This is a genomic window from Muriicola soli (genome assembly GCF_004139715.1).
Taxonomy (GTDB): domain Bacteria; phylum Bacteroidota; class Bacteroidia; order Flavobacteriales; family Flavobacteriaceae; genus Muriicola; species Muriicola soli.
Genome location: NZ_CP035544.1, coordinates 1,539,365 through 1,564,945, shown reverse-complemented (window position 1 = coordinate 1,564,945; position 25,581 = coordinate 1,539,365). Strand labels below are relative to the sequence as shown.

The 25,581-nt window shown below is 43.0% G+C and carries 23 protein-coding genes and 1 pseudogene; 10 read left to right on the top strand and 14 right to left on the bottom strand.

All coding sequences use genetic code 11. The annotated features are described in order from the left end of the window. Nucleotides 1-4: 4 nt before the first annotated feature. Entirely contained in the window at nt 5-1,633 is a 1,629-nt protein-coding gene (locus tag EQY75_RS07030; protein WP_129604266.1) for an acyl-CoA carboxylase subunit beta, read from the bottom strand. A gap of 78 nt (nt 1,634-1,711) precedes the next feature. Here EQY75_RS07030 and EQY75_RS07025 point away from each other — a divergent pair, with 78 nt between their 5' ends. The 3 genes from EQY75_RS07025 (at nt 1,712) to ettA (ending at nt 4,675) form a co-directional block, all read left to right on the top strand. Beyond that, the gene (locus EQY75_RS07025; protein WP_129604264.1) at nt 1,712-2,695 is read left to right on the top strand and encodes a Gfo/Idh/MocA family protein; all 984 of its coding nucleotides are present in this window, start codon (nt 1,712-1,714) and stop codon (nt 2,693-2,695) included. Nucleotides 2,696-2,758: 63 nt separating this feature from the next. Beyond that, nucleotides 2,759-2,941 (top strand): CAL67264 family membrane protein, encoded by a 183-nt coding sequence (locus EQY75_RS07020; protein WP_129604262.1) that lies wholly within the window; start codon nt 2,759-2,761, stop codon nt 2,939-2,941. Nucleotides 2,942-2,992: 51 nt separating this feature from the next. Further along, nucleotides 2,993-4,675: an energy-dependent translational throttle protein EttA gene (gene ettA, locus EQY75_RS07015; protein WP_129604259.1), complete on the top strand. Its 1,683-nt coding sequence runs from the start codon at nt 2,993-2,995 to the stop codon at nt 4,673-4,675. 17 nt (nt 4,676-4,692) lie between these two features. Here the strand turns inward: ettA and EQY75_RS07010 are convergent, their stop codons facing one another. Both EQY75_RS07010 and EQY75_RS07005 read right to left on the bottom strand, forming a co-directional pair. Continuing rightward, nucleotides 4,693-5,493, bottom strand: coding sequence for an MBL fold metallo-hydrolase (locus EQY75_RS07010; protein WP_129604257.1), 801 nt, complete (start codon nt 5,491-5,493; stop codon nt 4,693-4,695). 54 nt (nt 5,494-5,547) lie between these two features. Then, a complete protein-coding gene (locus EQY75_RS07005) occupies nt 5,548-6,018 on the bottom strand; it encodes a GNAT family N-acetyltransferase (protein ID WP_129604254.1) in 471 nt (156 codons plus the stop codon). Between the two features lie 157 nt (nt 6,019-6,175). Here EQY75_RS07005 and EQY75_RS07000 point away from each other — a divergent pair, with 157 nt between their 5' ends. After that, a complete protein-coding gene (locus EQY75_RS07000; RefSeq protein ID WP_129604252.1) occupies nt 6,176-7,063 on the top strand; it encodes a coiled-coil domain-containing protein in 888 nt (295 codons plus the stop codon). A 58-nt stretch (nt 7,064-7,121) separates the two neighbouring features. Here EQY75_RS07000 and fumC read toward each other — a convergent pair whose 3' ends face one another. Continuing rightward, the gene (fumC, locus tag EQY75_RS06995) at nt 7,122-8,525 is read right to left on the bottom strand and encodes a class II fumarate hydratase (RefSeq protein WP_129604250.1); all 1,404 of its coding nucleotides are present in this window, start codon (nt 8,523-8,525) and stop codon (nt 7,122-7,124) included. Between the two features lie 132 nt (nt 8,526-8,657). Here fumC and EQY75_RS13985 point away from each other — a divergent pair, with 132 nt between their 5' ends. Further along, entirely contained in the window at nt 8,658-8,831 is a 174-nt protein-coding gene (locus EQY75_RS13985; protein ID WP_165200566.1) for a hypothetical protein, read from the top strand. Nucleotides 8,832-8,886: 55 nt separating this feature from the next. Here the strand turns inward: EQY75_RS13985 and EQY75_RS06990 are convergent, their stop codons facing one another. The 6 genes from EQY75_RS06990 to EQY75_RS06965 all read right to left on the bottom strand — a co-directional run bounded on the left by EQY75_RS06990 (nt 8,887) and on the right by EQY75_RS06965 (nt 14,246). Beyond that, entirely contained in the window at nt 8,887-9,330 is a 444-nt protein-coding gene (locus EQY75_RS06990) for a hypothetical protein (protein ID WP_129604247.1), read from the bottom strand. 91 nt (nt 9,331-9,421) lie between these two features. Further along, a complete protein-coding gene (gene arsC / locus EQY75_RS06985) occupies nt 9,422-9,769 on the bottom strand; it encodes an arsenate reductase (glutaredoxin) (RefSeq protein WP_129604245.1) in 348 nt (115 codons plus the stop codon). A 4-nt stretch (nt 9,770-9,773) separates the two neighbouring features. Then, nucleotides 9,774-10,872, bottom strand: a protein-coding gene (gene prfB / locus EQY75_RS06980; RefSeq protein ID WP_129604242.1) for a peptide chain release factor 2 whose coding sequence is annotated in 2 segments (ribosomal slippage) — nt 9,774-10,808 and nt 10,810-10,872 — 1,098 coding nt in all. Because the reading frame shifts where the segments join, the coding sequence is not laid out codon by codon here. 69 nt (nt 10,873-10,941) lie between these two features. Further along, complete coding sequence (locus EQY75_RS06975) at nt 10,942-11,799, bottom strand: transglutaminase-like domain-containing protein (RefSeq protein WP_129604239.1); 858 nt, start codon at nt 11,797-11,799, stop codon at nt 10,942-10,944. 31 nt (nt 11,800-11,830) lie between these two features. After that, complete coding sequence (locus EQY75_RS06970) at nt 11,831-12,778, bottom strand: alpha-E domain-containing protein (RefSeq protein ID WP_129604236.1); 948 nt, start codon at nt 12,776-12,778, stop codon at nt 11,831-11,833. 4 nt (nt 12,779-12,782) lie between these two features. Further along, complete coding sequence (locus tag EQY75_RS06965; protein ID WP_129604233.1) at nt 12,783-14,246, bottom strand: circularly permuted type 2 ATP-grasp protein; 1,464 nt, start codon at nt 14,244-14,246, stop codon at nt 12,783-12,785. 197 nt (nt 14,247-14,443) lie between these two features. Here EQY75_RS06965 and EQY75_RS06960 point away from each other — a divergent pair, with 197 nt between their 5' ends. Together EQY75_RS06960 and EQY75_RS06955 are read left to right on the top strand one after the other, a co-directional pair. Further along, nucleotides 14,444-16,837, top strand: a complete 2,394-nt coding sequence (locus EQY75_RS06960; protein WP_129604230.1) for a zinc-dependent metalloprotease — start codon at nt 14,444-14,446, stop codon at nt 16,835-16,837. Nucleotides 16,838-16,852: 15 nt separating this feature from the next. Then, a pseudogene (locus EQY75_RS06955) lies at nt 16,853-17,883 on the top strand (threonine aldolase family protein). On the opposite strand, the gene EQY75_RS06950 reads toward EQY75_RS06955, so the two are convergent. Both EQY75_RS06950 and EQY75_RS06945 read right to left on the bottom strand, forming a co-directional pair. Beyond that, nucleotides 17,878-18,192: a YegP family protein gene (locus EQY75_RS06950; protein ID WP_129604227.1), complete on the bottom strand. Its 315-nt coding sequence runs from the start codon at nt 18,190-18,192 to the stop codon at nt 17,878-17,880. The pseudogene EQY75_RS06955 and the gene EQY75_RS06950 overlap by 6 nt on opposite strands. 42 nt (nt 18,193-18,234) lie before the next feature. Beyond that, nucleotides 18,235-18,561 carry a YbaB/EbfC family nucleoid-associated protein gene (locus tag EQY75_RS06945; RefSeq protein WP_129604224.1) on the bottom strand — a complete coding sequence of 109 codons (327 nt, stop codon included), beginning with the start codon at nt 18,559-18,561 and terminating at the stop codon, nt 18,235-18,237. Nucleotides 18,562-18,625: 64 nt separating this feature from the next. Here EQY75_RS06945 and EQY75_RS06940 point away from each other — a divergent pair, with 64 nt between their 5' ends. The 3 genes from EQY75_RS06940 (at nt 18,626) to capB (ending at nt 23,252) form a co-directional block, all read left to right on the top strand. Further along, on the top strand, nt 18,626-20,761 hold the full coding sequence (locus tag EQY75_RS06940; RefSeq protein WP_129604221.1) for a S9 family peptidase: 2,136 nt from the start codon (nt 18,626-18,628) through the stop codon (nt 20,759-20,761). A 67-nt stretch (nt 20,762-20,828) separates the two neighbouring features. Then, complete coding sequence (gene capA / locus EQY75_RS06935) at nt 20,829-21,869, top strand: cysteate synthase (protein WP_129604218.1); 1,041 nt, start codon at nt 20,829-20,831, stop codon at nt 21,867-21,869. Nucleotides 21,870-21,992: 123 nt separating this feature from the next. Continuing rightward, entirely contained in the window at nt 21,993-23,252 is a 1,260-nt protein-coding gene (gene capB / locus EQY75_RS06930; RefSeq protein ID WP_129604215.1) for a cysteate-C-fatty acyltransferase, read from the top strand. A gap of 29 nt (nt 23,253-23,281) precedes the next feature. Here capB and EQY75_RS06925 read toward each other — a convergent pair whose 3' ends face one another. Next, a complete protein-coding gene (locus tag EQY75_RS06925) occupies nt 23,282-24,400 on the bottom strand; it encodes a GNAT family N-acetyltransferase (RefSeq protein ID WP_129604212.1) in 1,119 nt (372 codons plus the stop codon). Between the two features lie 119 nt (nt 24,401-24,519). Beyond that, nucleotides 24,520-25,554, bottom strand: coding sequence for a transporter (locus EQY75_RS06920; protein ID WP_129604209.1), 1,035 nt, complete (start codon nt 25,552-25,554; stop codon nt 24,520-24,522). Nucleotides 25,555-25,581 lie beyond the last annotated feature (27 nt).

Below are 25,581 nucleotides of genomic sequence, written 5' to 3'. Positions count from 1 at the left end.
ATTATTAAACTTGTAGCACACCCATGTTGAATGGTTTTTCAATAGGTGCATGATCAGCGGCCTCTATTCCCATGGAAATCCATTTTCTCGTTTCCAGCGGATCTATAATTGCATCTGTCCATAATCTTGCCGCCGCATAGTAAGGCGAGATTTGATGGTCGTATCGCTCTTTGATTTTATCATACAGTTCTTTTTCCTTCTCAGCCGTTATCTTTTCTCCCTTCTTTTTCAAAGAGGCCGTCTCTATTTGCAGAAGCACCTTAGCGGCCGAATTCCCGCTCATTACAGCGAGCTCAGCACTAGGCCAGGCAACGATTAATCGAGGATCATAGGCCTTACCACACATGGCGTAATTCCCGGCTCCATAACTATTTCCTATGACTACAGTAAACTTGGGAACCACAGAATTACTTACCGCATTGACCATTTTTGCCCCGTCTTTGATGATCCCGCCATGTTCACTTTTACTGCCTACCATAAAGCCGGTAACATCTTGTAAAAACACTAAGGGTATCTTTTTCTGGTTGCAATTGGCGATAAATCTGGTGGCCTTATCGGCGGAATCGGAATAGATCACGCCACCAAACCGCATTTCGCCTTTTTTAGTCTTTACCACCTTGCGCTGGTTAGCTATAATTCCCACGGCCCAACCGTCAATTCGGGCGTAACCCGTAAGGAGAGTCTTGCCAAAGCCTTCCTTGTATTGCTCAAATTCTGAATTGTCTACCAGTCGCTTTATGATCTCGAGCATATCGTATTGATCTGATCTCTTCTTTGGCAATATCCCGAATAGTTCTGCTTCCTTTTCTTTTGGGAGCGCAGGTTTACTTCTGTTAAATCCGGCTGAGTCTGATGCCCCGAATTTATCGAGGAGCTTTTTGATAGTGTCCAGGGCGTCTTTATCGTCTTTAGCCTTGTAATCGGTAACGCCACTAATCTCGCAATGTGTAGTGGCTCCACCCAGGGTTTCATTGTCTACCTGTTCTCCTATGGCTGCCTTCACCAAATAGCTTCCGGCCAGGAAAATACTCCCGGTTTTTTCTACGATCAGGGCTTCGTCACTCATGATGGGGAGATAGGCGCCTCCTGCCACACAACTGCCCATAACTGCAGCGATCTGAGGGATTCCCATACTACTCATAACCGCATTATTCCTGAAAATCCTCCCAAAGTGCTCTTTGTCCGGAAAAATCTGTTCCTGCATGGGCAGGTAAACCCCGGCACTGTCTACCAGATAAATTATCGGTAATCTATTTTCAATGGCTATTTCCTGGGCCCTTAAATTCTTTTTCCCGGTGATCGGGAACCATGCCCCTGCTTTTACAGTGGCATCATTGGCTACAATAATACATTGCCTGCCCTGGATATACCCCATGACCACAACAACACCTCCGGAGGGACACCCTCCGTGTTCTTCATACATGTCTTTGCCTGCCAGCGCCCCTATTTCAATGTGATCTGTACCCTTGTCCAAAAGATATTCGATGCGTTCACGAGCCGTCATCTTACCTTGGGAGTGATGCTTCTCTATCCGGGCTTTACCACCTCCTAATTTAATTTTTGCAAGCTGTTTTTTAAGGTCTGAACTCTTTAATTTATTGTGGTCTTCGTTGATATTGAAGCTGATATCCATATGTGAAGAAGGGTTTAATTTTAGACGACTAAAGATAAGGAGTAATATTCATTAACTTTGACAAAAATACAATGGAATATGGCAAATAGTGTGGGATGGGGAATAATTGGATTAGGGAATATCGCCCAAAAATTTGCCAAAGACCTGGCCCTTGTACATGATGCTGCGCTCATGGGGGTGGCTTCAAGATCCTTAGTTAAAGCCAATGCTTTTAAAAAGGAATTTAATGTCCCTTTTGCCTTTGACAACTACGATGCTTTGTTCGATTGTGAGGAGGTAGAAGTGGTCTACATTGCCTTACCTCATACCGAACACCTGACCTGGAGTATTAAGGCCATGGAAAAAGGTAAGCATGTTTTATGCGAGAAACCCGTAGGAATTAATCGCCGGGAATTGGAAGCCATGATTGCAGCTTCTAAAAAGAATAATGTCTTTTTTATGGAAGCGCTTTGGAGCAGGTTTATTCCATCCATAAGGAAAATCAAAGAGAGCGTAGATTCCGGAGAAATTGGAGCTGTGGGATATCTTCAGGCCGATTTCGCCTTTTTCGCCCTTGATCGTGACAGTGAGGGAAGGCTCTTAAACCCCGAACTTGCCGGAGGTTCTCTTCTCGATATTGGCATCTACCCCGTATTTCTGGCTTATTTGATTCTCGGGATGCCTGAAAAGATCAGCGCTGACGCCAAATTTATCGAAACAGGAACCGAGGTACAGATCGCCGTCACCTTCACCTACAAAGCAGCACATGCCCATTTATTCAGCGGCTTAACGGCCACAAGTCCGATGACAGCTACAATCGCAGGGAATGACGGAACTTTGGTTATTCATTCGAGATGGCACGAAGCGCAAGGTTTTACCTTAGACGTGGACGGACAGAAAGAGGAATTCCATTATCCCACAGTTGGCAAGGGATACACCTATGAAATTGAAGAGGTACATCGTTGCCTGGCAGAAAATAACACAGAAAGTCCATATTGGTCGCATAAAAACAGTTTGGAACTGATTTCCTTACTCGATAAGATCAGGGAGATCGCAGGCATACGCTTTCCCTTTGAAGGATAAATTCTTTCACTAGGCTTATATTCCGATGATTTTACGATATTTGATTTTACTAAACTAACTCGTATGGGAATGAATAAAAATACAGTCCTCGCCTGGGCTACCTTTATCATGATTTTAGTAGGCTTAGGTTTAATTGGTTTGGGAGCCTTTCGCTACGACGAAGTTGCCGGCTGGGGTTTTGCTTCCGTGGGGATTGGTTTTTTTGCCATCGCCTGGGTATTTAACGCACTAAAAGGAAGGGTATAGAGATCACAGGCAAATTTTCCACTTCATTTTCTCAAAGTAACTCATATACAGATGTCAGACGATAAGAAGGTCATATTCTCCATGTCCGGGGTTTCCAAGACCTATAAAAATGCAAATACCCCTGTTTTAAAAAATATCTACCTCAGCTTTTTCTATGGGGCCAAAATTGGAATCCTGGGGCTAAACGGCTCGGGGAAGTCAACGCTCCTAAGGATTATAGCGGGCGAGGACAAGAATTATCAGGGGGATGTTGTCTTTTCTCCGGGGTACAAAGTCGGATATCTGGAGCAGGAACCGATTCTTGACGATTCCAAGACTGTCCTGGAAGTGGTTAAGGAAGGCGTGGCAGAAACAGTAGCTATCCTCGATGAATACAACAAAATAAACGATATGTTCGGCTTGCCCGAAGTTTATGAGGACGCAGATAAGATGCAAAAGCTCATGGACAAGCAGGCGGGGCTGCAGGATCAGATCGATGCGGCAAATGCCTGGGAACTAGATACCAAACTGGAGATTGCCATGGATGCTCTGCGGACTCCAGATCCGGATAAAAAGATAGGAGTATTATCCGGTGGAGAGCGAAGGCGGGTAGCGCTATGCAGGCTGTTACTCAAAGAACCTGAAATCCTATTGCTCGATGAACCTACCAACCACCTGGATGCGGAATCGGTTCACTGGTTAGAACATCATCTTGCTACATATAAGGGCACGGTAATAGCGGTTACCCATGACCGTTATTTTCTGGATAATGTCGCAGGATGGATTCTTGAGTTGGATAGAGGTGAAGGGATCCCATGGAAGGGAAATTACAGCAGTTGGCTCGATCAGAAATCCAAACGCCTGGCTCAGGAGTCAAAGCAGGCTTCCAAGCGGCAGAAAACACTTGAACGAGAGCTGGAATGGGTAAGGCAGGGCGCAAAAGGCAGGCAGACCAAGCAAAAGGCACGACTCAAGAACTACGACAAATTATTAAGTCAGGACCAAAAACAACTCGACGAGAAACTGGAGATTTATATCCCTAATGGTCCGCGACTGGGAACCAATGTAATAGAGGCCAAGGGAGTGAGCAAGGCCTATGATGATAAATTACTGTACGACGATCTCAATTTTAAACTCCCTCAAGCCGGGATTGTGGGCATCATCGGTCCTAATGGAGCCGGGAAAACGACCATATTTAAAATGATCATGGGTCAGATAAGCCCGGACAAAGGTGAATTCACAGTAGGGGAGACGGCAAAACTGGCTTATGTAGACCAGAGTCATTCCAATATTGACCCCAATAAAACGATATGGGAAAATTTCAGTGACGGGCAGGAATTGATCCTGATGGGAGGACGGCAGGTGAATTCCAGAGCTTACCTGAGCAGGTTTAATTTTTCGGGCAGCGAACAGAATAAAAAAGTGAATATGCTTTCAGGGGGTGAACGTAACAGGCTCCACCTCGCAATGACCCTGAAAGAAGAAGGAAATGTCTTATTACTCGATGAACCTACCAACGACCTTGATGTAAACACCCTCAGGGCGCTGGAAGAAGGACTTGAAAGCTTTGCAGGTTGTGCGGTTATCATCTCCCACGACAGGTGGTTCCTGGACCGGGTCTGTACCCATATGCTGGCATTTGAAGGAGATTCACAGGTCTATTTTTTTGAAGGTTCCTTCTCTGAGTACGAGGAAAACAAGAAAAAACGCCTGGGTGCCGATCTTACCCCCAAGCGTTTGAAGTATAAAAATTGATTCGTTAATCCTGAAACCTAATAAGGTTCACTGGGATACCAGTCGAGCTGCACAACTTCTATATCCGGATTTCCGCTATTGACCAGACTTGCGAATTGGTTGACATCGCTCACGTCTGGACGGCCGCGGAAATGATAAGGATAAACCTGTTTTGGTTTGAATTCCAAAACGGCATCAGCTGCACTGTTTACCGTCATTGTGTAGGGTAAATTCATACATACAAAGGCCTTGTCTATGTCTTCAAGAGCTCGCATTTCAGGAATATCCTCTGTATCCCCGGAAAAGTATATTCGTTCGTCTCCTAAATTCAGAACATATCCATTGCCCCTCCCTTTCACATGGAAATTCTTAGCTTCTTCTCTGAGGTTGTACATAGGGATGGCCTCAACTAAAATATTGAACCGCTCTTTTGATTCTCCATTGTTTAAGACATCGATCTGAGTGGCAAATTGTTCAGGCATAAGGTCGGCAACAGCTTGTGGTACCATGATTTTGGCATCTGAAGTGTCTAAGCCTTCAATAGTTTCAATGTTATAATGATCCCCGTGGATATCCGTGATGAGAATGAGGTCTGGTTTTGGGTATTCGGCAAAAACTTCAGCCCCGCCAACAGGATCAATGTAAATAGTAGTGTTACCCCATTGAACCACCGCTGTGGCGTGTTCTATTGGACTTATCAGTAATTCGCTTTGAGATTCCTCTGATGCCATTGTTTCCGTTCCGGTTTTTAGAGCCTCTGCTGCCTCTTCCTTTTTTCCGTCCTTACAAGAGCTTATAAACAATAACAATACCGGCAAGAACTTTAAATATGTATTCATTTCAATAAGTTGATTATGGTGATTTCAATTTTTTAAAGATAATCAGGTTTATATTTAGTCTGAGATCTTTAACGCCATTTTAATATTGCTGCGGGTATAAGGTGGCGGAAATTCCATTTCGATTTCTTCAAAGCCAAATTTTCTGTATAAATAAATAGCGGTTTCTAGAATGGTGTTTGAATATAAAACTAGCCATTCTTTTCCCTGTTCCCGGGTATAATTGATGGCAAATACCAGAAGATCATGACCTATCTTTTGTCCTTCATACCCCTTTTTAACCGTCATTTTACCTAACTCAAAACTATTGGTTCCGTAGGGGATAAGTGAAAAGCAGCCTATGATGTGCCCCTCCGCCGTCTCTGCAAAGAAGATCGCTCCCCCGGGGTCGATAATTTCTTCCCGTGCCCTGCCCAACAATTCGCTGTCTTTGGGTTCCAAATGGAAGTATTCATTCAGCCAGACGAGATTCAAGTCTCTGAATTCTGTTGCGAGCTCCGATTTAAAGGGAATGATTTGAATAGCCATGAAATATTGGCTTTGGTCCTTTGTAATTTAATTCATTACATGTAAATCTAGAAGAATGTACAATATATTTTAATGCAAAAAATCTAAATCTAGACTTTAATCGTATATAGCATGTAAACACGTTACAAAAAGATAAGCGTATTAAACTTTTTACACTATGACTGAAACAAAAAGTAATAATGGATTAAAGGTAATTGCCGGTTTATTAGCCGTGGTACTTTTGGGTACTATCATTTATACAGTGAGTCTTTACCAGGACAAAAAGAAAAGGGAAACTGAACTAACTCAGGAAAAGGAATTGGTTGTTGAAGATCTTAAAAGTCTTCAATCTGAGTACGACAAGGCCATTCTCGAAAGCAACGCGACAAATGAAGAACTGGTTGAGGCCAGAGACAGGATCGCAAAGTATATCGACTCTGTTCAAACAATGCAGGCTGACATCTCTTCTTTGAGACGTTACAGAAACCAGGTGGTTGTTCTCAGAAAAGAAAGAGAGCAGTTGCTTCAACAAGTTGATTCACTTACCCGTTCTAATTCGCTTCTGGCTATGCAGCGAGACAGCACTTTCGTAGAATTGGAAAAGCAGGCTGTTTTCAATGATTCATTGGTTGTTCAAAACACTCAATTAGCCGAGGCTGTTGAAAGAGGATCTGCTCTTAACCTGTCTGATTTCAACGTAGATGCAGTAAAGGAGAGAAGTAGCGGTAGATTGGTTTCTACACCTAGAGCCAGAAATACCGACAAACTTAAAGTTTGTTTTACTATTGCCGATAACGTCATCGCGCAAGCCGGAGACAGACAATTCCTTATCGAGGTTTTAGATCCTCAAGGAAATGTATTGGGAGGTGGTAGCACTAAATCTACTGATGAAGGAGCTTCTGTAACTTACACAAAGACAACTGATTTTTATTACGAAAACCAGGATCTGGATGTTTGTGACTTTATCAACAAGCCAGGCGGAGATTTTCAATCAGGAAACTATATGGTTAATGTCTATGATGACAACCTGAAACTTCTGGGAACTTCTAAGTTTACCCTCAAGTAAAATAGAATTATTTAAAATGAAAAAGGGCCTTCAATTGAAGGCCCTTTTTTATTATCGTTTATTTCTTCTTTAGGGATCCTGTCATGTCCTCGGGTTTAACCCACTGGTCATACTCTTCGGCGGTGACGTATCCCAGATTGATCGCCTCTTCCTTTAAAGTGGTACCATTCGCATGGGCTGTATTTGCAATTTCTGCAGCTTTGTAGTAGCCAATCTTTGTATTGAGTGCTGTTACGAGCATCAGGGAATTGTTCAGTAATTGTTTAATTACTTTGTGATTGGGTTCTATTCCCGAAGCACAGTGAATATCAAAGCTTACACAGGCATCACCCAATAATTCCGCAGATTGCAGCAAATTGGCGGCCATCACGGGTTTAAATACATTCAATTCATAGTGCCCCTGGGCCCCTCCAACAGAAATAGCGACATCATTTCCCATGACCTGTGCGCATACCATGGTTAGCGCTTCAGATTGGGTGGGATTTACTTTTCCGGGCATGATGGAACTCCCCGGCTCATTGGCCGGAATAATGATCTCCCCAATTCCCGACCTGGGTCCGGAGGCCATCATACGGATGTCATTTGCAATCTTGTTCAGAGAAACGGCGAGCTGTTTTAAAGCACCATGAGTTTCCACCATGGCATCATGTGCTGCCAGGGCCTCAAATTTATTTGCTGCAGTTTTGAAGGGGAGTCCGGTAAATTCAGCAATGTATTTTGCCACCAGAACATCATACCCTTCCGGTGTATTTAGTCCGGTGCCTACCGCGGTTCCCCCGAGGGCCAGTTCACTTAAGTGATCCAGGGTGTTCTCCAGGGCTTTTAATCCATGATCGAGTTGTGATACATATCCGGAGAATTCCTGACCCAGGGTTAGGGGAGTGGCATCCATTAGGTGGGTTCTGCCAATTTTTACGATGCTTTCAAATTCCTCCACCTTTTTATTCAGTGTATTTCGCAGTTGTGTGATTCCGGGAATGGTCACCTTGGAAATTTTGGTGTAGGCTGCGATATGCATTCCAGTGGGGAAAGTATCATTGGAAGATTGTGATTTGTTCACATCATCATTAGGCTGTATTGTTTTAGCGCCTTCGCCAATCTTTTTTCCTGCTATTTCGTGGGCCCTGTTGGCAATTACTTCATTGACATTCATATTGCTTTGTGTCCCGGATCCTGTTTGCCAGATAACGAGAGGAAACTGGTCATCGAGCTTACCTTCAAGGATTTCGTCACACACTTTACCGATCAAATCGCGTTTTTCCTTTTCCAGAACCCCTAATTCACAATTGGCATAGGCAGCTGCTTTTTTAAGGTGAGCAAAACCGTAAACAATATCCAGAGGCATGGAGGCAGGTGGGCCAATCTTAAAATTGTTTCTTGATCTTTCGGTCTGAGCCCCCCAATATTTTTCGGCCGGGACTTTTACTTCTCCCATGGTGTCTTTCTCAATCCTGAATTTCATCGTATTGTGCTTTTAGATAAACAAAGGTAAGGCTTGAAGCAGAAAATCTGTTTTTCACATCGATAATTTTCTTTGCCGTGATTTGCATCTTTTAGGAATTTCCAAGTATCTTTGCTTAATAAAGCAAATTTTATGTTCGAATTTGATCAATACCTTGGATTTTTGGCATTTTTAACCATAGTGACTATAGGCTTCTGGCTGATGATGTTCCTCTTGCTTTTTGTAGTACCTTATTGGTTGGGTGGAAATCTAATGGAGATCTTTAAAGAAAAACGCGAGGCGAGAAGAGCCAAGCGAAACTCATAAAAAAAAGAAGCCATTTGGCTTCTTTTTGTTTTTTGTACTTTTTCTTCGATTCTGATCAGGTTCCCTTTTTCTTTTTTCTTTTTTTTGTTTTGGCTTTCTTTCCACCTCTTTCACGGTAAGCCTTTAGCGCCTCGTATTTGTCTTCAGGGAGGCTGGCTTTTAGTTCTTCGTCCTGACTTAAATTGATCTGTTCGTAAGCCTCTCTTGTTTTTTCTGGCGACAATTGAAGAATCTGAATTTCTATTCGCTGCTGAACATATTTTGTAAGGATGGATTTTAAAATTGCTTGTTCAAATTCGGAGAAATCAATAGACTCGAGGAGTTTGGGCATTTCAGCCTCTACGAGTTCTTCGGCCGTCATAGGCTCTGTTTTTGCCGGTGCAGTTTGGGTTTGTGGAACAATCCTCCGTCGGCCCATGGCTCCTACCTGAGCCTCTGCGTAAAAGGATATCCCTAAGAGGAATAATATAAGTAAAGTGTAATGTCGTTTAGGTATCATCGTTATTATATCAAATGTAAACTGAAGTAAATGAGCCTGCGGTTAAATGTTTGTTAAAAGACTAAGGGCCCTTACAAATTGGGAAATCGAATTAGTCTGAGAGCAAATCAGCGATATTCTCAGAAGGTCTTCCAATCACCCCTTTTTGGTTGTACATCACAATGGGTCTTTCAATAAGCTTAGGATGCTCAACAAGGGCATTAAGAATCATTTCTTCCGACATTTCTTTCCCCTTAAATTCCGATTTCCAGATGGCTTCCTGTTTTCTGACTATCTCCATTGGTCCCATGCTCAGGGTAGCCAGTATTTGCTGTAATTCGGATTTGCTCAGTCGGTTGTCGAGATATTTTACAACTTTAAACGGTTTCCCGCTTGCCTCTACAACGGCAAGGCCTTCTCGCGATTTTCGACATCTTGGGTTGTGGTAGATCGTAATCATAAGTTTAACTTTCGTGATTTTGTCCCATCATCATCAGATAGGCCTTTAAAAACATATCGAGGTCTCCGTCCATCACTGCGTCTACGTTACCAGTCTCTTCTCCGGTTCGGACATCTTTGACGAGTTTATAGGGATGCATCACGTAATTCCGTATTTGAGATCCCCATTCAATCTTCATTTTGGAAGATTCAATTTCATCGCGGGCTTCCTGCTTTTTGCGTAATTCAATTTCATACAATTGAGATTTAAGCATTTTAAGAGCGGTAGCTCGGTTGTCATGCTGCGATCTTGAATCCGAACAGGAAATCTGTATTCCTGAGGGTTTGTGCACTAATTGAACCTTGGTTTCAACCTTGTTCACATTCTGTCCGCCTGCACCACTGGAACGTGCTGTAGTGATTTCAATATCGGCAGGATTTATATCTATCTCAATACTGTCGTCCACCAGGGGATAGACATAGACCGAAGCAAAAGAAGTGTGGCGTTTGGCGTTACTGTCGAAAGGAGAGATTCGAACAAGTCGATGTACACCATTCTCACCTTTGAGCCAACCAAAGGCATAGTCTCCGTCTATTTCAAGGGTTACAGTCTTGATCCCGGCAACATCGCCTTCCTGATAATTGAGCTCTTTAACCTTATATCCATTTTTCTCACTCCACATCAGGTACATCCTCATCAACATTGCAGCCCAGTCGCAACTCTCAGTACCTCCGGCTCCGGCAGTGATTTGAAGAACTGCGGTCATATCGTCCCCTTCTTCGGAAAGCATGTTCTTAAATTCGAGCTTCTCGACAGCATCAACGGCCTTTGCATATTGTGCTTCAACTTCAGCAGGAGACACTTCTCCTTCTTTTTGAAACTCTAGCAGTACTTCCAAATCGTTGGCTAAGGTAAGCGAGGCATTATACTCTTCTACCCATTTTTTCTTAGCCTGAAGCAGACGCATTTGCTGCTGTGCTTCCTGGGGGTTATCCCAAAAATCAGGAGCTAAGGTCTTCTCTTCTTCATTTTCAATTTCAATCAATTTGGCATCGATGTCAAAGATACCTCCTTAACGCACCAAGGCGCTCAATAAGATCTTTCTGCTGATCTGTAGTTACCATTCTCTATAAATTTCATGTAAAAGTAAGACGTTTTGAAAGAGTGAAGAACTTTAAAAAACAAAATAAATGCTATTGTTGCTGCTGCCCCTGAACCTGAACACTATGGGTAGTGGTATTTTCTCCTTGTGAAAGAAGTATTCCTTTAATAGGGGAACAATCCGCGTAGTCCTTTCCGTGAGCAACTTTAATATGGTTGTCACTAGCCAAAATATTATTAGTAGGATCGAAACCTACCCATCCCACATCGATGACATAAGCTTCGGTCCATGCATGCATTTGAGAATCCCCGAAATATCCGTTCCCCTGGTGCAGATATCCGGAAACATACCTACAGGGAATGCCGTATTGTCTGGCGATAGCCGAAAACAGATGTGCAAAATCCTGACAGACCCCATGGCGATTCTCTACAATAGCGTCTAAAGTGGTATCTACATTGGTTACCCCTGCAGTGTAGAATATTTTTTCGAATACCCATTGGTTGAGTAGTTGCAAATTTTCAAAAACTGTTTTCTGCTTTTCGAATTGAAAAAAATCGCGATGTTCTTCTAAGAGAGTAGTCAGGGGAGTCTTACGCAAAAAAGGTTCGTGGTCTACTTTAAAAGGAAGCTCCTGATAACGGAAAAATTCCTCAGCGGGATCAATGGCCAGATCAAAATCGAAGGGGTTTACCGCAGTCTTGAGCAAAGAAAAGCTCGCACGAAAATTGATGCGGTCAAATTCTGACCTCGCCAGAATTCGCAAAGCCTTAAAACCATACGCATTTATGGAAACTTCATAAGGGAAGTCCATGGAATTGGTAAAAGCATAGGATAAGAGCTTCTGGTTATCGTCCTCATGCGGAAAGATGAGAAATTGCCACCTCGCCTCTTTTACAGGATATTCGTATTGATTTTCAGCATTGTATACGATGGAATATTCCAGAGACATGGTCGCTTATAGGTTGATAAAAACTGTGAGATTAGTAATGAAAAAATTCAGTTTCCATTTTGGTGCCAATATCGGCTAAATTCTGTAACATTCCTTCAATAAATTGTTCAATGCTACCTTCAATCTCATCGATGTATTTATATTGATATTCCGATCTCACTCTACCCACGAGAAAGGCCGTCGAATTCTTGTTGTAACGAAAAGAATTATCAAGAACCCTGATATGCGTGTATATCTGATTGAGACTGTTCATCAGCGATCGGGGACAATTAGGGTTGAGGATTAAGAATTCAAGCGTAGATGCACTTGATGGTGTCTTTTTGTAAAACCTGCGCATCATATCATAGGATTCAACACTTTTCAAAAGGGTTGTCCATTCAAAGCTATTCTTAAAGGTATCCCCGTATCCCCCTCTTGAGATAGAGGCATCCTTATATTTCGAATTGATAATGCGAATAAGTTGGTTCGCCCTCTCGAGGTTAACCCCCATTAAAATTATGGCATAAACTTCATCATGAAGTAGGGTGCTTCTGATCTTTCCCCTCAGAATGGACGACATTTCAATAATGTTGATACAGAAGTCGTACATCCCTTTTTTGATAAAATAGTCCTGGGGATATTTTAAAACAAAGTGATAAAACTTATTGATAGACTCGTATAAGTCGGTTGAGATCAGGTCCCTCGCACTATTGGCATTTTCCCTGGTATATTTTACGTTGCTGATAATGGAGTAGGGGTGATTTGGATCTAAGGCCAGCTTAAACAGCACCTCTTCTTCCTTTAATTCCTGCCCTTCCTTCGCTTCCGGGTCACCGATCATTCTCAGCATCGAATTCAGTACAAACTGTCTCGATCTGGAGAGTTCATTAGGTGCATCAAGCGAGGAAAAGTAATTTACGTGCATGTATCTCGCGATATGCTCAGAACGTTCGATATAGCGTCCCATCCAGAACAGGTTATTGGCAACTCTTGCTAACATATAGTTATGATTTTAATACCCAGGTGTCCTTAGACCCACCACCCTGGGAAGAATTTACGATCAGATTTCCCCTTTTAAGTGCCACACGGGATAAACCGCCCTTGAGAACAAAGTCTTTGTCTTTTCCCAAAATTGTAAAGGTTCTCAGGTCTACATGCCGCTGCTCGAACGAATTGGTTTCATCTATATAGGTAGGGTGAACAGAAAGCGACATGATGGGTTGAGCGACGTATTTACGGGGACTCTCCTGAATCTGTTTTTTAACCTTGGTAATCTCCTCCTTTGTAAGTCGATTCCCTATGGATATTCCATAACCCCCTGCTTCATCCACCGGTTTTATCACCAATTCAGGGATATGTTCCAATACATAGGCCAGTTCTTTGGGCCTGCTGCAGTGATAAGTATGTACATTGTTCAGGATAGGGGCCTCATCCAGATAGTATTTTATAATCTCGGGCATGTAGGTGTAAACAGCCTTGTCATCGGCCACACCGGTTCCTGGAGCATTGGCAAGGGTAACGTTTCCTTTTTTGTAAGCTGCGAATAATCCCGGCACCCCCAGGGCAGAATCTGCTCTGAATTCAAGTGGATCAATAAACTTATCGTCTATTCGACGGTAGATGATATCAACTTTTACAGGACCCTTGATGGTTCGCATATACACAAAGTCGTTTTCCACAAACAGATCACGCCCTTCAACCAATTCCACACCCATGGTTTTGGCAAGATAAGAGTGCTCGTAAAAGGCTGAATTGTACATTCCCGGAGTAATGACTACCGTATTGGGGCTGTCTACACCTTTTGGTTTTACCGATTCAAGGAGGTCTAATAAATTCTCGGCATAATTGGTGACCGTATGGGTTTCGTAATGATTAAAGACGCCAAATAAAGCTCTTTTTAGTGCTGTACGGTTGCAAATCACATAACTCACGCCAGACGGACATCTTATATTATCTTCAAGAACGTAATAATTGCCGTCCTTGTGCTTTATAATATCGGTCCCTGATATGTGGTTGTAGATACCTCCCGGCGGGTCAACATCCATCATCTGATGCAAGTAGTTTTCCGAAGAACTTATCAGTTCAAGCGGTACTACTCCTTGTTTTAAGATCTTTTTATCGTGGTAAATATCGTGCAGGAAAAGGTTCAGGGCCCTGCTTCGCTGAATAGCCCCCTTCTCGATAACGTCCCACTCCCCGGCATCAATGATCCTCGGAAAGAGATCAAACGGGAAAATCTTTTCCTGCATCTCCTTATCGTCATAGACCTGAAATGTAATTCCCTGATTAAAAAAAGAAGATTTAGCCTTTTCGTTTAAGCGCATATAATCTTCAATGGAATGCGCTCCGTATAGGTTGAACAACTTTTGGTAAATCTCCTTCACCTTGCCATTATTGTCGTAGAGTTCGTCAAAGAGGTCGTGATTTCGTTCGTAAGAAGAAAAAATAGTACTATCCTGGACCGGCATATCGATTTCTTTGGTGAGTCAGGGAAGATAGCTTAAAATGAATAAAATCGGAACTCTAAATCTGTAATTATTCGCAGGGATATTTACTGAATCATCAATAAATGGTATTGGCTTCGTGGGGATTTTTCAAATCAATTTGGAAAAGCGCTCTTCTGTTTCCTTCTAATTTGTATAAATTTAGGCTCTAAACTTTCGAGATGAAAAGAACACTGCTCTTACTTGCAATTCTAAGTGCCTTTACCGCACTTGGACAGATCACAGATAAAATGAAAGATTTTCAGAAATACGATGGCTTTTTTCCATTCTATTACGATTCTTCAAATGACAAGGTATACCTTGAGGTAAAGGAGCTGGAAAAGGATTTTCTCTATGTGTATTCTCTTAGCAGCGGAATTGGAAGTAACGATATAGGTTTAGATAGAGGACAGCTTGGAAATGAGCAAGTTGTATTTTTTAAGAAGGCCGGAAATAAATTACTGCTGATCCAGCCTAATCTAAGATACCGGGCCCTTACAGACAACGCTTTAGAGAAGCGGTCTGTGGAACAGGCCTTCGCCAAATCGATCCTATTCGGCTTTAAAATTGAAGAAGAGAAAGACGGTACGTATTATATTGATCTTACCGATTTTCTCATGCAGGATGCGCATGGCGTTAGTGAGCGACTAAAGCGTACGAAGCAGGGAAGTTACAGCTTAGACAAGTCGAAAAGTGCCTTTGACCTCGAGCGGACCAAAGCATTTCCCGAGAATGTTGAGTTTGACCTGATGCTCACCTTTAAAGGGGCACCAACAGGCAATTATATCCGGTCAGTAACCCCCAACCCGGAATTGGTGACAGTTTCCCAACACCACTCCTTTATCGCATTACCTGATGAGGGTTTTGAGATGAGGGATTTCGATCCTCGGTCGGGATCCTATCCTTTTAGTTATTACGACTATGCTACGCCGGTACAAGAATCATTGATCAAACGTTTTGTAACCCGTCACCGACTGGAGAAGAAAGATCCTGACGCGGCAATGAGTCAGGCCGTTGAACCCATAATCTATTACCTAGACAACGGTACTCCGGAGCCAGTGCGCTCTGCACTACTCGAAGGAGGACGATGGTGGAATCAGGCCTTTGAGTCGATTGGCTACCAGGACGCTTTTCAACTTAAAATGCTACCTGATGATGCCGACCCTTTAGACGTACGGTACAACGTCATTCAATGGGTTCATCGTTCTACCAGAGGATGGAGCTATGGCAGCAGTATTACTGACCCCAGAACCGGGGAAATAATAAAAGGTCACGTTAGCCTGGGAAGCCTCAGAATAAGACAGGACTTTCTGATCGCTCAGGCCCTGATGGACAAGCCTTTTGCAGAAAGGGATGATAATGACGAGGCCATGCTCAAAATGGCACTGGCCAGGATCAGACAGCTTTCAGCACATGAAATTGGTCATACACTGGGCTTTGCACATAACTTTGCCGCCAGTACCAATGCTCGTGCTTCGGTGATGGATTACCCGCACCCCTACATCAGCCTGAAAAATGGGCAGATCGATTTTTCAGAGGCTTACGACACGGGAATTGGAGAGTGGGATAAAGTGACAGTTGGTTATTCCTATTCTGATTTCCCTGTAAATACCAATGAAAAAGAAGCCCTGAATGCAATTCTTAAACAGTCTCATCAGCAGGGACTCCGGTACATTTCTGATTCGGATTCCCGACCTATGGGAAGTGCACACGTCCTTGGACATCTCTGGGATAATGGCGGCAGTGCCAGTACAGAATTGGATAGACTCTTAGAACTGCGCGAGGCAGCTATTAAAAATTTCTCAATAGATAACATTCGCAGCGGTGAGCCTAATTCGGTATTGGAAGACGTTTTTGTTCCTTTGTATTTTTTGCATCGATACCAAACCGAAGCAGCTGTGAAGAGTATAGGAGGGTTAAATTATAACTACGCGGTTAAAGGGGACGGACAAACGGTAGTGGAAACCCTGCCAGCAAGGGATCAGAAAGAAGCAGTTAAAAGTGTATTGAAAACCCTCGATGCTTCAGTAATTGCTATTCCCAGAGACAAATTACCATTGTTTCCGCCCAGAGCGATAGGCTACAGCAGAACAAGAGAATCGATCGATGGAAAGACCGGCGTTTCCTTTGATGCCTTATCGGCCACCGAGACCGCAGCAGACATGACCCTCGGCTTTCTTTTTCATCCGGAAAGGGCGTCCCGACTCATACAACAAAAGAGCCTTGATCCCACACAGTTGGGGCTGAAAGAATTGTTCGATACGGTGATTCAAGGAACTATAAGCAAAAGCCATAAAGACAGCTATCACCAGGCCGTGCAGAATACGATTAACTACAGAGTGCTGATGCACCTGATGAATCTCGCAGCACATAAGGATGTACATCCACGGGTGAATGCCCTGGCCAATGCCAGTTTGACGGCACTTCAGTCTCGTTTAAAAGGTTCAGGAGATCCCGACGCCAGGGAAATGGCGAGGCGTATAGAGGATTTTAATGAGGATAGGGACGAATTTAAGGTGATAAGCTCCCCTAAAATCCCCGATGGTTCTCCAATTGGTATGGCCTGTTCACAGTAATTTTTAAACGATCATATGCAGATTAACCTCATTAGTGATACGGTCACAAAGCCAAGCCCGCAAATGCTTGAGGCGATGATGTCGGCGGAAGTAGGAGACGATGTATTCAAAGCCGATCCTTCGGTCAACGCCCTAGAAGAAAAAGTAGCTTCCTTGTTTGGCATGGATTCGGCCTTATTTTTCCCCAGTGGTACTATGACCAATCAAACGGCGATTAAAATTCACACCAAGCCAGGAGATCAGCTCATCTGTGATAAATACGCTCACGTCTACAACTACGAGGGAGGCGGGGTCAGCTTCAACAGTGGCGTTTCCTGTAAACTTGTAGACGGGCATAGAGGGATGATGAAAGCCGAACAAGTTGAAGCAGCCATCAACCCACCGGATTTTTATCACAGTCCGCTCACGTCCCTCGTCTGTATCGAAAACACAACAAACAAGGGTGGAGGGGCTTGTTGGGATTATAAAGAATTAAAGGCCATACGAAAGATTTGTGACCAGCACGGACTGGGATATCACCTGGATGGGGCTCGACTATGGAATGCCCTTGTGGCGAAAGGGGAAGACCCAAAAGCTTATGGTTCTCTTTTGACACCATCAGTATTTGTCTCAGTAAAGGCCTGGGTTGTCCGGTTGGTTCTGTTTTGGTTGGCAAAAAGAAGTATATGGATCAAGCCCTGCGAATTCGGAAGGTTTTAGGCGGTGGCATGCGACAGGCAGGATACCTCGCTGCTGCGGGGATCTATGCCCTTGACCATAATATAGATCGCCTGGAGGAAGACCATCAGAAGGCAGTGGAGCTCGGTGCTCAACTTGAGAAAATACCTTTTGTAAAACAAGTGGAGCCAATTGAAACCAACATCGTCATTTTTCAGCTTGAGGAAGAAAAATGCACTTCAGAAAAGTTTCTCGAGGTACTGACCAAAAAAGAAATTCACATCATTGGAATGGGGCAGGGAAAATTGAGAATGGTCACCCATATGGATTACACAGCGGAAATGCACGAACATACCCTCAAAATACTGCAGTCGCTAACAGATTTATGATTGATCTATAGCAGCAATACGATTGCGGAAATTCACAATTCCGTTTTCCATTCCAGCTTCTGAAGTGTATTCTTTACTGGTCCCAATGGTCTTTCCGTTTTGATCCTTTAATGTAAAGTGAAATTTGCCGTTATGACCGGTCTTTCTTTCAAAAACAGAAGGCTTGCTGACTAATGGCGGAAGCTTTTCGAGGGTAGCGTCGAGTTCTTTTTTAGAAGGGAAAGAGACACTCTGTAAAATAGAATTACCACCCTTTGCGGTGACGATAAAACTGTAGTAGTTTTTGTTGTCTTTCTTTACTTCGATCATAACTTTATATTCGTTCCCGCAGCCGGAGGCAGCACATTTTTTCTATTTGAAAAGGGAATCCATTCCCGGAATATTAGGCATACCTTCCTTAGCTACTGCTGCTAATTCTGCTTCCTGAACCCCGGTGGCCTGGGCAATGGCTTTATTAAGGGTGATGACAAGATAGTCTTCCAGTTGTTCTTTGTCTTCCAGCAATGCATCTTCTATTTCGATGCTCTTAATTTCCCTGTTGGCGGTGATCGTTACAGACACTGAACCGTCAGCTGATTTTTCGTTAAGTGAAACGGTGTCCAATCTTTTCTTGGTCGCTTCAACTTTGGCACGGGTTTCTTTGAGTTTTCCCATCATGCCCATCATATCTCCGAACATATACTGATTTTTTGGTTTTAGAATCTCAAATTTACTAATTTGCCCGGATTTTAAACCATACCTGATGCTTCAATCTAAAAAACCCCTCATTCTCCTATTAAGTATTATTTTTGCAACCTCTTGTCAAAACCAAAACAAAGAAATGGTAGACGTTAGCCCTCCGGTAGCAAAAAAAATTCCTAAAAACCTCGAGATCCACGGGGATATTCGGGTTGATAACTATTATTGGCTGAAGGAAAGGGAAGATCCCGAGGTAATTTCATTTCTGGAGAAAGAGAATGAGTATTACCAGGCTAAAACTGCTCATACACTACCTCTGCAGGATAGCCTTTTTACGGAAATGAGGTCGCGCATTAAAGAAGATGACACCTCTGTACCTTACAAACGCAATGGTTACTGGTATATCACAAGATTTGAGACAGGAAAGGAGTATCCAATTTACTCCCGTAAAAAGGAGGTACTTGAAGCGGAGGAAGAGGTGATGTTCAATGGGAATGAAATGGCTGAAGGGCACGAATATTTTCGATTGACAGGTATTTCTATAAGTCCGGACAACTCCATGGCCGCATTTGGACGAGACACGGTTTCCAGGAGACAGTATTACATTCAGATTAAAAATCTAAAAACCGGTGAAGTTTATCCTGATAAAATTGAAAATACCACCGGAGGCTCGGTCTGGGCTAAGGACAATAAAACTTTCTTTTACACTAAAAAGGACCCGGTTACCCTCCGATCTGACAAGATTTACAAGCATGTACTGGGAACATCTGCTGAGGAGGACCAACTGGTCTACCACGAAACCGATGAGACCTTTAATACCTATGTGTACAAGTCCAAGTCGCAGGATTATATCATAATAGGCTCTAACAGTACACTAACCTCGGAATATCGAATCCTGGCTGCTGACGACCCCAATGGATCATTTAAGGTTTTTTCTCCGAGAACCCGGGGACTTGAATATTCAATCTATCATTTTGGACCTGATTTTTATATCCTGACCAACAAAGATGGGGCAACCAATTTCAAACTGATGAAGACTTCAGAAAAAGCTACGTCTTCAGAAAATTGGAAGGAGTATTTACCTCACCGGGAGGATGTATTGCTGGAGGATATTGAAATCTTTAAAGATTATCTGGTGATTTCAGAACGGGATAATGGCTTAAATAAAATTCAAGTGAATCGATGGGATGGTAGCGATTCCTATTACCTGCCATTTGAGAGCGAAACCTATGTGGCATATCCTTACGTCAATCTCGATTACGATACGAAATTATTTAGGTATATCTATAATTCGATGACCTCACCTTATTCGATTCTTGATTTTAATATGGAGACTAAGGAGGAAACCTTGCTGAAGCAACAAGAGGTCCTGGGTGGAAAGTTCAATTCAGGAAATTACCGTTCGAAACGACTCTGGGCAAAAGCCGGCGACGGTACCGCTGTTCCGATCTCCCTGGTTTATCACAAGGATACGCCACTGGACGGAAGCTCTCCACTGCTGCAGTATGCCTATGGATCATACGGCTCAACTATAGATCCGTCTTTTTCCAGCACCCGTCTCAGTCTGTTAGATCGAGGCTTTATTTACGCGATTGCTCATGTGAGAGGGGGAGAATACCTCGGCAGGCCATGGTATGAAGATGGTAAATTACTTACTAAGAAGAACACCTTTACCGATTTTATCGATTGCTCCCGATATCTCATTGCGGAGAATTACACCAGTTCAGACCATCTTTATGCCCTTGGAGGCTCTGCAGGGGGATTGTTGATGGGCGCAGTGGTCAACATGGCTCCGGAGCTCTACAACGGCGTCATAGCTGCTGTTCCGTTTGTAGATGTGGTTACGACCATGCTCGATGACACCATTCCGCTGACAACCGGAGAATACGATGAATGGGGCAATCCTAATGAAAAGAAATACTACGATTACATGTTGTCTTACTCCCCTTATGACAATGTAAAAGCTCAGGACTACCCCAATTTATATGTTTCCACAGGACTCCACGATTCACAGGTCCAATACTGGGAACCTGCCAAATGGGTAGCCAAACTCAGAGAGTACAAAACAGATAAGAACGAACTCTTTTTAGATACCAATATGGATGCCGGTCACGGAGGGGCTTCTGGTCGTTTTGAGGCGCTTAAGGAGACCGCTAAAGAATTCGCATTTCTTCTCGATTTAGAAGGGCTTGATCAATAATTAAAAAAAAGTAGTAATTTTGCCCCTGAAATACCGTTTATAGGAGGTGTTTCAACAAACAGACCTTATGGAACAAACGATAGACGCCCATAATTCAATCCTCGATCTTATTGGTAAAACCCCGCTGGTAAAATTAAACCAGATCACTTCTGCTATGGAAGGGGAGTTCTATGCAAAGATCGAAGCTTTTAACCCCGGGCATTCAGCCAAGGACCGTATTGCCGCATTTATTATAGAAGAGGCAGAACGGAAGGGATTACTGAAAAAGGACAGTACCATTATCGAGACTACCTCAGGTAACACAGGTTTTAGCCTGGCCATGGTAAGTATCGTAAAAGGATATAAATGCATTCTCGCTGTTAGTTCTAAATCTTCACAGGATAAAATTGATATGCTTAGATGTATGGGGGCAGAAGTATATGTTTGCCCGGCACATGTAAGCGCTGATGATCCTCGTTCTTATTACGAAGTGGCCAAACGCCTGCATCAGGAGACGGAGAATTCTATATATATCAATCAGTATTTCAATGAATTGAATATTGAGGCTCATTACAGAACAACAGGTCCTGAAATCTGGGAGCAGACCAAGGGGCAACTCACTCACTTTATAGCCTGTAGCGGTACCGGAGGGACAATTTCAGGGACAGCAAGGTATTTGAAGGAAATGAATCCCGAAGTAAAGGTCATCGGTGTTGATGCGTATGGCTCTGTTTTGAAAAAATACCACGAAACGGGAAAGATTGACAAAAACGAAATCTATCCGTACAGGATCGAAGGATTGGGCAAAAACCTGATCCCGGATGCAACGGACTTTAAGATCATCGATACGTTTTTAAAGGTAACAGACAAGGATAGTGCGCATACGGCTAGGGAGATTGCCAGGACTGAAGGGATCTTTGCAGGATATACTTCAGGAGCTGTAATGCAAGCAGTAAAGCAATTGAATGAACAAGGAGAGTTCAATAAGGATAGTAAAGTGGTCGTAATTTTCCCGGACCACGGTTCCAGATATATGAGTAAAGTCTACAGTGATAAGTGGATGGAGGCTCAGGGATTCCTCAATGAAATGCAATCGAGTAAGCAGAAAAAAGCCGGGATCGTAATTTAAAAGACCGAATTAGAAAAGACAGCAGGCGGCGGGTGTAAACTCGCCGCCTTTTTTTGTCGCCCGAAATAAAGTTATGAATCGTGGGTAAAAATCCATAGTTTTGCACAAACCAAACAGGGGTAAATGAGAGATTTATTTGACAGAATTATAGAGAATAAAGGCCCTTTAGGACGTTGGGCTTCACAGGCTGAAGGCTATTTCGTTTTTCCAAAATTGGAAGGTCCTATTTCTAACAGAATGAAATTCCAGGGAAAGGAAGTAATTACCTGGAGTATAAACGATTATCTCGGATTAGCGAATCTGCCCGAGATCAAAAAAGTTGATGGGGAAGCCGCTCTTGAATACGGAGCAGCCTATCCGATGGGTGCCAGAATGATGAGTGGACAGACGGTCTACCACGAACAACTTGAGAAAGAACTCGCATCCTTTGTCAGTAAAGAGGCATCCTACCTGCTGAATTTTGGTTACCAGGGGATTATGTCGGCTGTAGACGCCCTTGTTTCAAAAGACGATATCATTGTTTACGATGTAGATTCACATGCCTGTATTATCGACGGGGTGAGGTTACACATGGGAAAACGATTTACGTTTAAGCACAACGATATAGAAAGCCTTGAAAAAAACCTTGAACGCGCCACAAAGATGGCCGAGCAAACCGGAGGAGGGATTCTTGTGATTTCTGAAGGTGTTTTCGGAATGCGTGGTGAACAAGGAAAATTGAAGGAAATCGTAGCCCTGAAAAAGAAATTTAAATTTCGATTACTGGTTGACGACGCCCACGGTTTTGGAACTCTGGGTAAGACCGGAGCCGGAGCCGGTGAAGAGCAAGGCATCCAGGATGATATAGATGTTTATTTTGCCACTTTTGCCAAGTCCCTTGCAGGAATTGGAGCATTTCTGGCTGCTGATCAGGAGATCATTGACTACCTTAAGTACAATCTCAGGTCTCAGATGTTTGCCAAATCCCTACCGATGATTTATGTCAAAGGTGCCTTGAAACGCCTTGATATGTTGCGCAGCATGCCGGAATTAAAGGCGAAACTTTGGGAAAATGTAAATGCACTGCAGGAGGGATTGAAAGAAAGGGGCTTCGACATTGGAACTACATCTAGTTGTGTTACCCCAGTATATCTCAACGGTAGTATTCCCGAAGCTATGGCATTGGTGAAGGATTTACGTGAAAATTACGGTATTTTCTGTTCTATTGTGGTTTATCCGGTCATCCCCAAAGGTCTGATCTTACTCAGGATGATTCCAACCGCTACTCACACTATGGAAGATATATCCATTACTCTCGACGCTTTCTCGGCTATCAGGGATCGTCTTGAAAACGGAACGTATAAGAGGTTATCCGCAGCAGTGGCAGCGGCCATGGGGGAATAAAATCCTTTTTGGATTTACTTACTTCCTGTTTATAAGTCCCTCTTGTAGGTACGGCGCCTTTTGTAGACTTTGGGATCAAAGTGCTTCCAAAGCTGCTTGATTGCGAGATTATCTTCCAATTCGGGAGTTCTGTAGCAGGTTCGCACTTGCTTTTCTTTAAAAGTTTCGTAGTACTCATTAAAAATAATGGAAGTAACCCCTTTATTCTGATATTCAGGGTGAATTCCTATGAGGTAAAATATAACGTCTTTATTGTGTTTCCTCGCCTTCAGTAGGTGATACCATCCAAACGGGAAGAGTTTTCCCTTTGCTTTTTGCATGGCTTCAGAAAAGGAGGGCATAACAATGGCAAAAGCAATTACTTTGTCTGAAGAATCAACGATGAATTTAATGTATTCAGGATTGATAAAACTGATGTATTTCTTTTTGAAATATTCTCTTTGAACTGGGGTAATGGGAACAAAAGAAGATAATTTGGCGTAGGATTCGTTGAAAAGATCAAACATCTGATCTACCCAGGGCATAATTTCACTCGCCTTTCTAAAGTTCATTTCTTTCAAGCCGTAGCGCTTTTTGATCAAAACGTGGACGCGCTTAAACAAGGCCGGATCTACATTGCTGTTGGGAAACTTGTTTTCTTCATAGCCCTTTTCCTTTACAAAGCCCAGGCGTTCGTAATGCGACTGGTAATAGGGGTAATTATACCAGGTGATCATGGTCCCTATGTGATCAAAGCCCTCAATCAGGACTCCGACCTTGTCGAGGTTAGAGAAGCCAACCGGGCCTTCCATAAAATCCATCTTATTCTCTCTGGCGAGTTCCTCAACTTTTGCAATCAAAGCTTCTGATACCTCTGTGTCATCTATAAAATCGAACCAGCCAAAACGCATCTTCCGCAATTTTTGCTGATTGACCTCAATCCAGTTGATCATGGCAACCACACGTCCTGCAATCTCACCATTTTTATAGGCCAGAAAAAACCAGGCATCGGCATTTTCGAAAACAGGATTCTTTTCGGAATCGAAGGTTTCCATTTCATCCTTGATCAATGGTGGAACCCAATAAGGGGAGTCTTTGTATAGTGAGAAAGGAAAGGTGACGAATTTCTTCAGATCCGATTTGCTAACCGCCTGTTGTACACTTACCATATTAGCTGCTTTATTGAGCCAATATTAGGAATAATTGCGCACAGAATAAAACTAAGTGAAGGTTTTAAAAGCCTGACAAAGACTTTTTAAAAATGTTTAGAGGATCCGGCCTTTTATAATCAGTTCTTTTTTCTCTTGGCTTTGCGTTGTAGTTTACGCATTTTCTTCTTAGATATTCCCGGGAGCGTATTATTCGAATCGTCCTTAAAGGCATTCTTTTTAATAAAATCGCCATTCTGCCCTGCTTTTTGATCATCAATTGATATCGCCTCATCCTGGTGGAAGTCAAGACGATACGAAAAGCCCAGCGCACCAAATATTCTGCGAGGAGAATTTTTAATACTCGCCCCTACATTGAGATCGGCCTGAAATGACTTGCTAAATAGATGAGCTATACCAGTCCTGAAAAGGTTGTCGGCATATCTGTCACTTTTTATCCCTTGATTCTCAACAAAAACACTCCATTTGGGGTTTTTTAAGGCATGGGATACGGAAATCACGTATTGCATTTCCGGAAAATCTGTTCCTATCCTGTCGTAAATCAGATTGGAGATCAAAACCAGTCGAGGCCCCAAATGACTCTGGGTAGCGATCATAGCCCTCGGAGACACGATAGGATCCTCAGGATAAAAAGGGTTATCTCCAAGATTAAAGGTTGCCCCGGCATAGACAGAAATAGCCGGAACCAGGTCGCGAAGCTGAAATTTGTTATTGGCTCTCCAACTGTATAAATTGGGCTTGGCTCTCTCGGGATCCTTAAACGGATCAAACAACAAATATTTAAATCCTAACCTATTCCTTGAAAAATCTGTCCTCGTTTCATTGATATCAAAAGAAGTGAAAGTTATGTCTTGATTTACATATGTGCCTTCATAAATCACTTCGAGCATTTCCTTAAAGAATCCGTACCGGAGAACAAAATCGCCTCCCATAAGAGTTGATTCTTGGTTTAGAGGAATGTGGTCTCTTTGTTCGTATAAGAATCCAGTTTCCAATTGTACAACCCCTTTCCCTACGGCATAAGCGCTAACTGACAGTCCGGGCCTGTTCGAGTTGATCACTTCGGTGTATTGAGCAAGGCCTAAATAAGGGACTGCAAGACAGCAGAGAATAATTAAAAAGAGGTTTCTATTGGAGTTTAGGCATGCATCCATCAGCTGCTATTTTATTAAACTTTTATG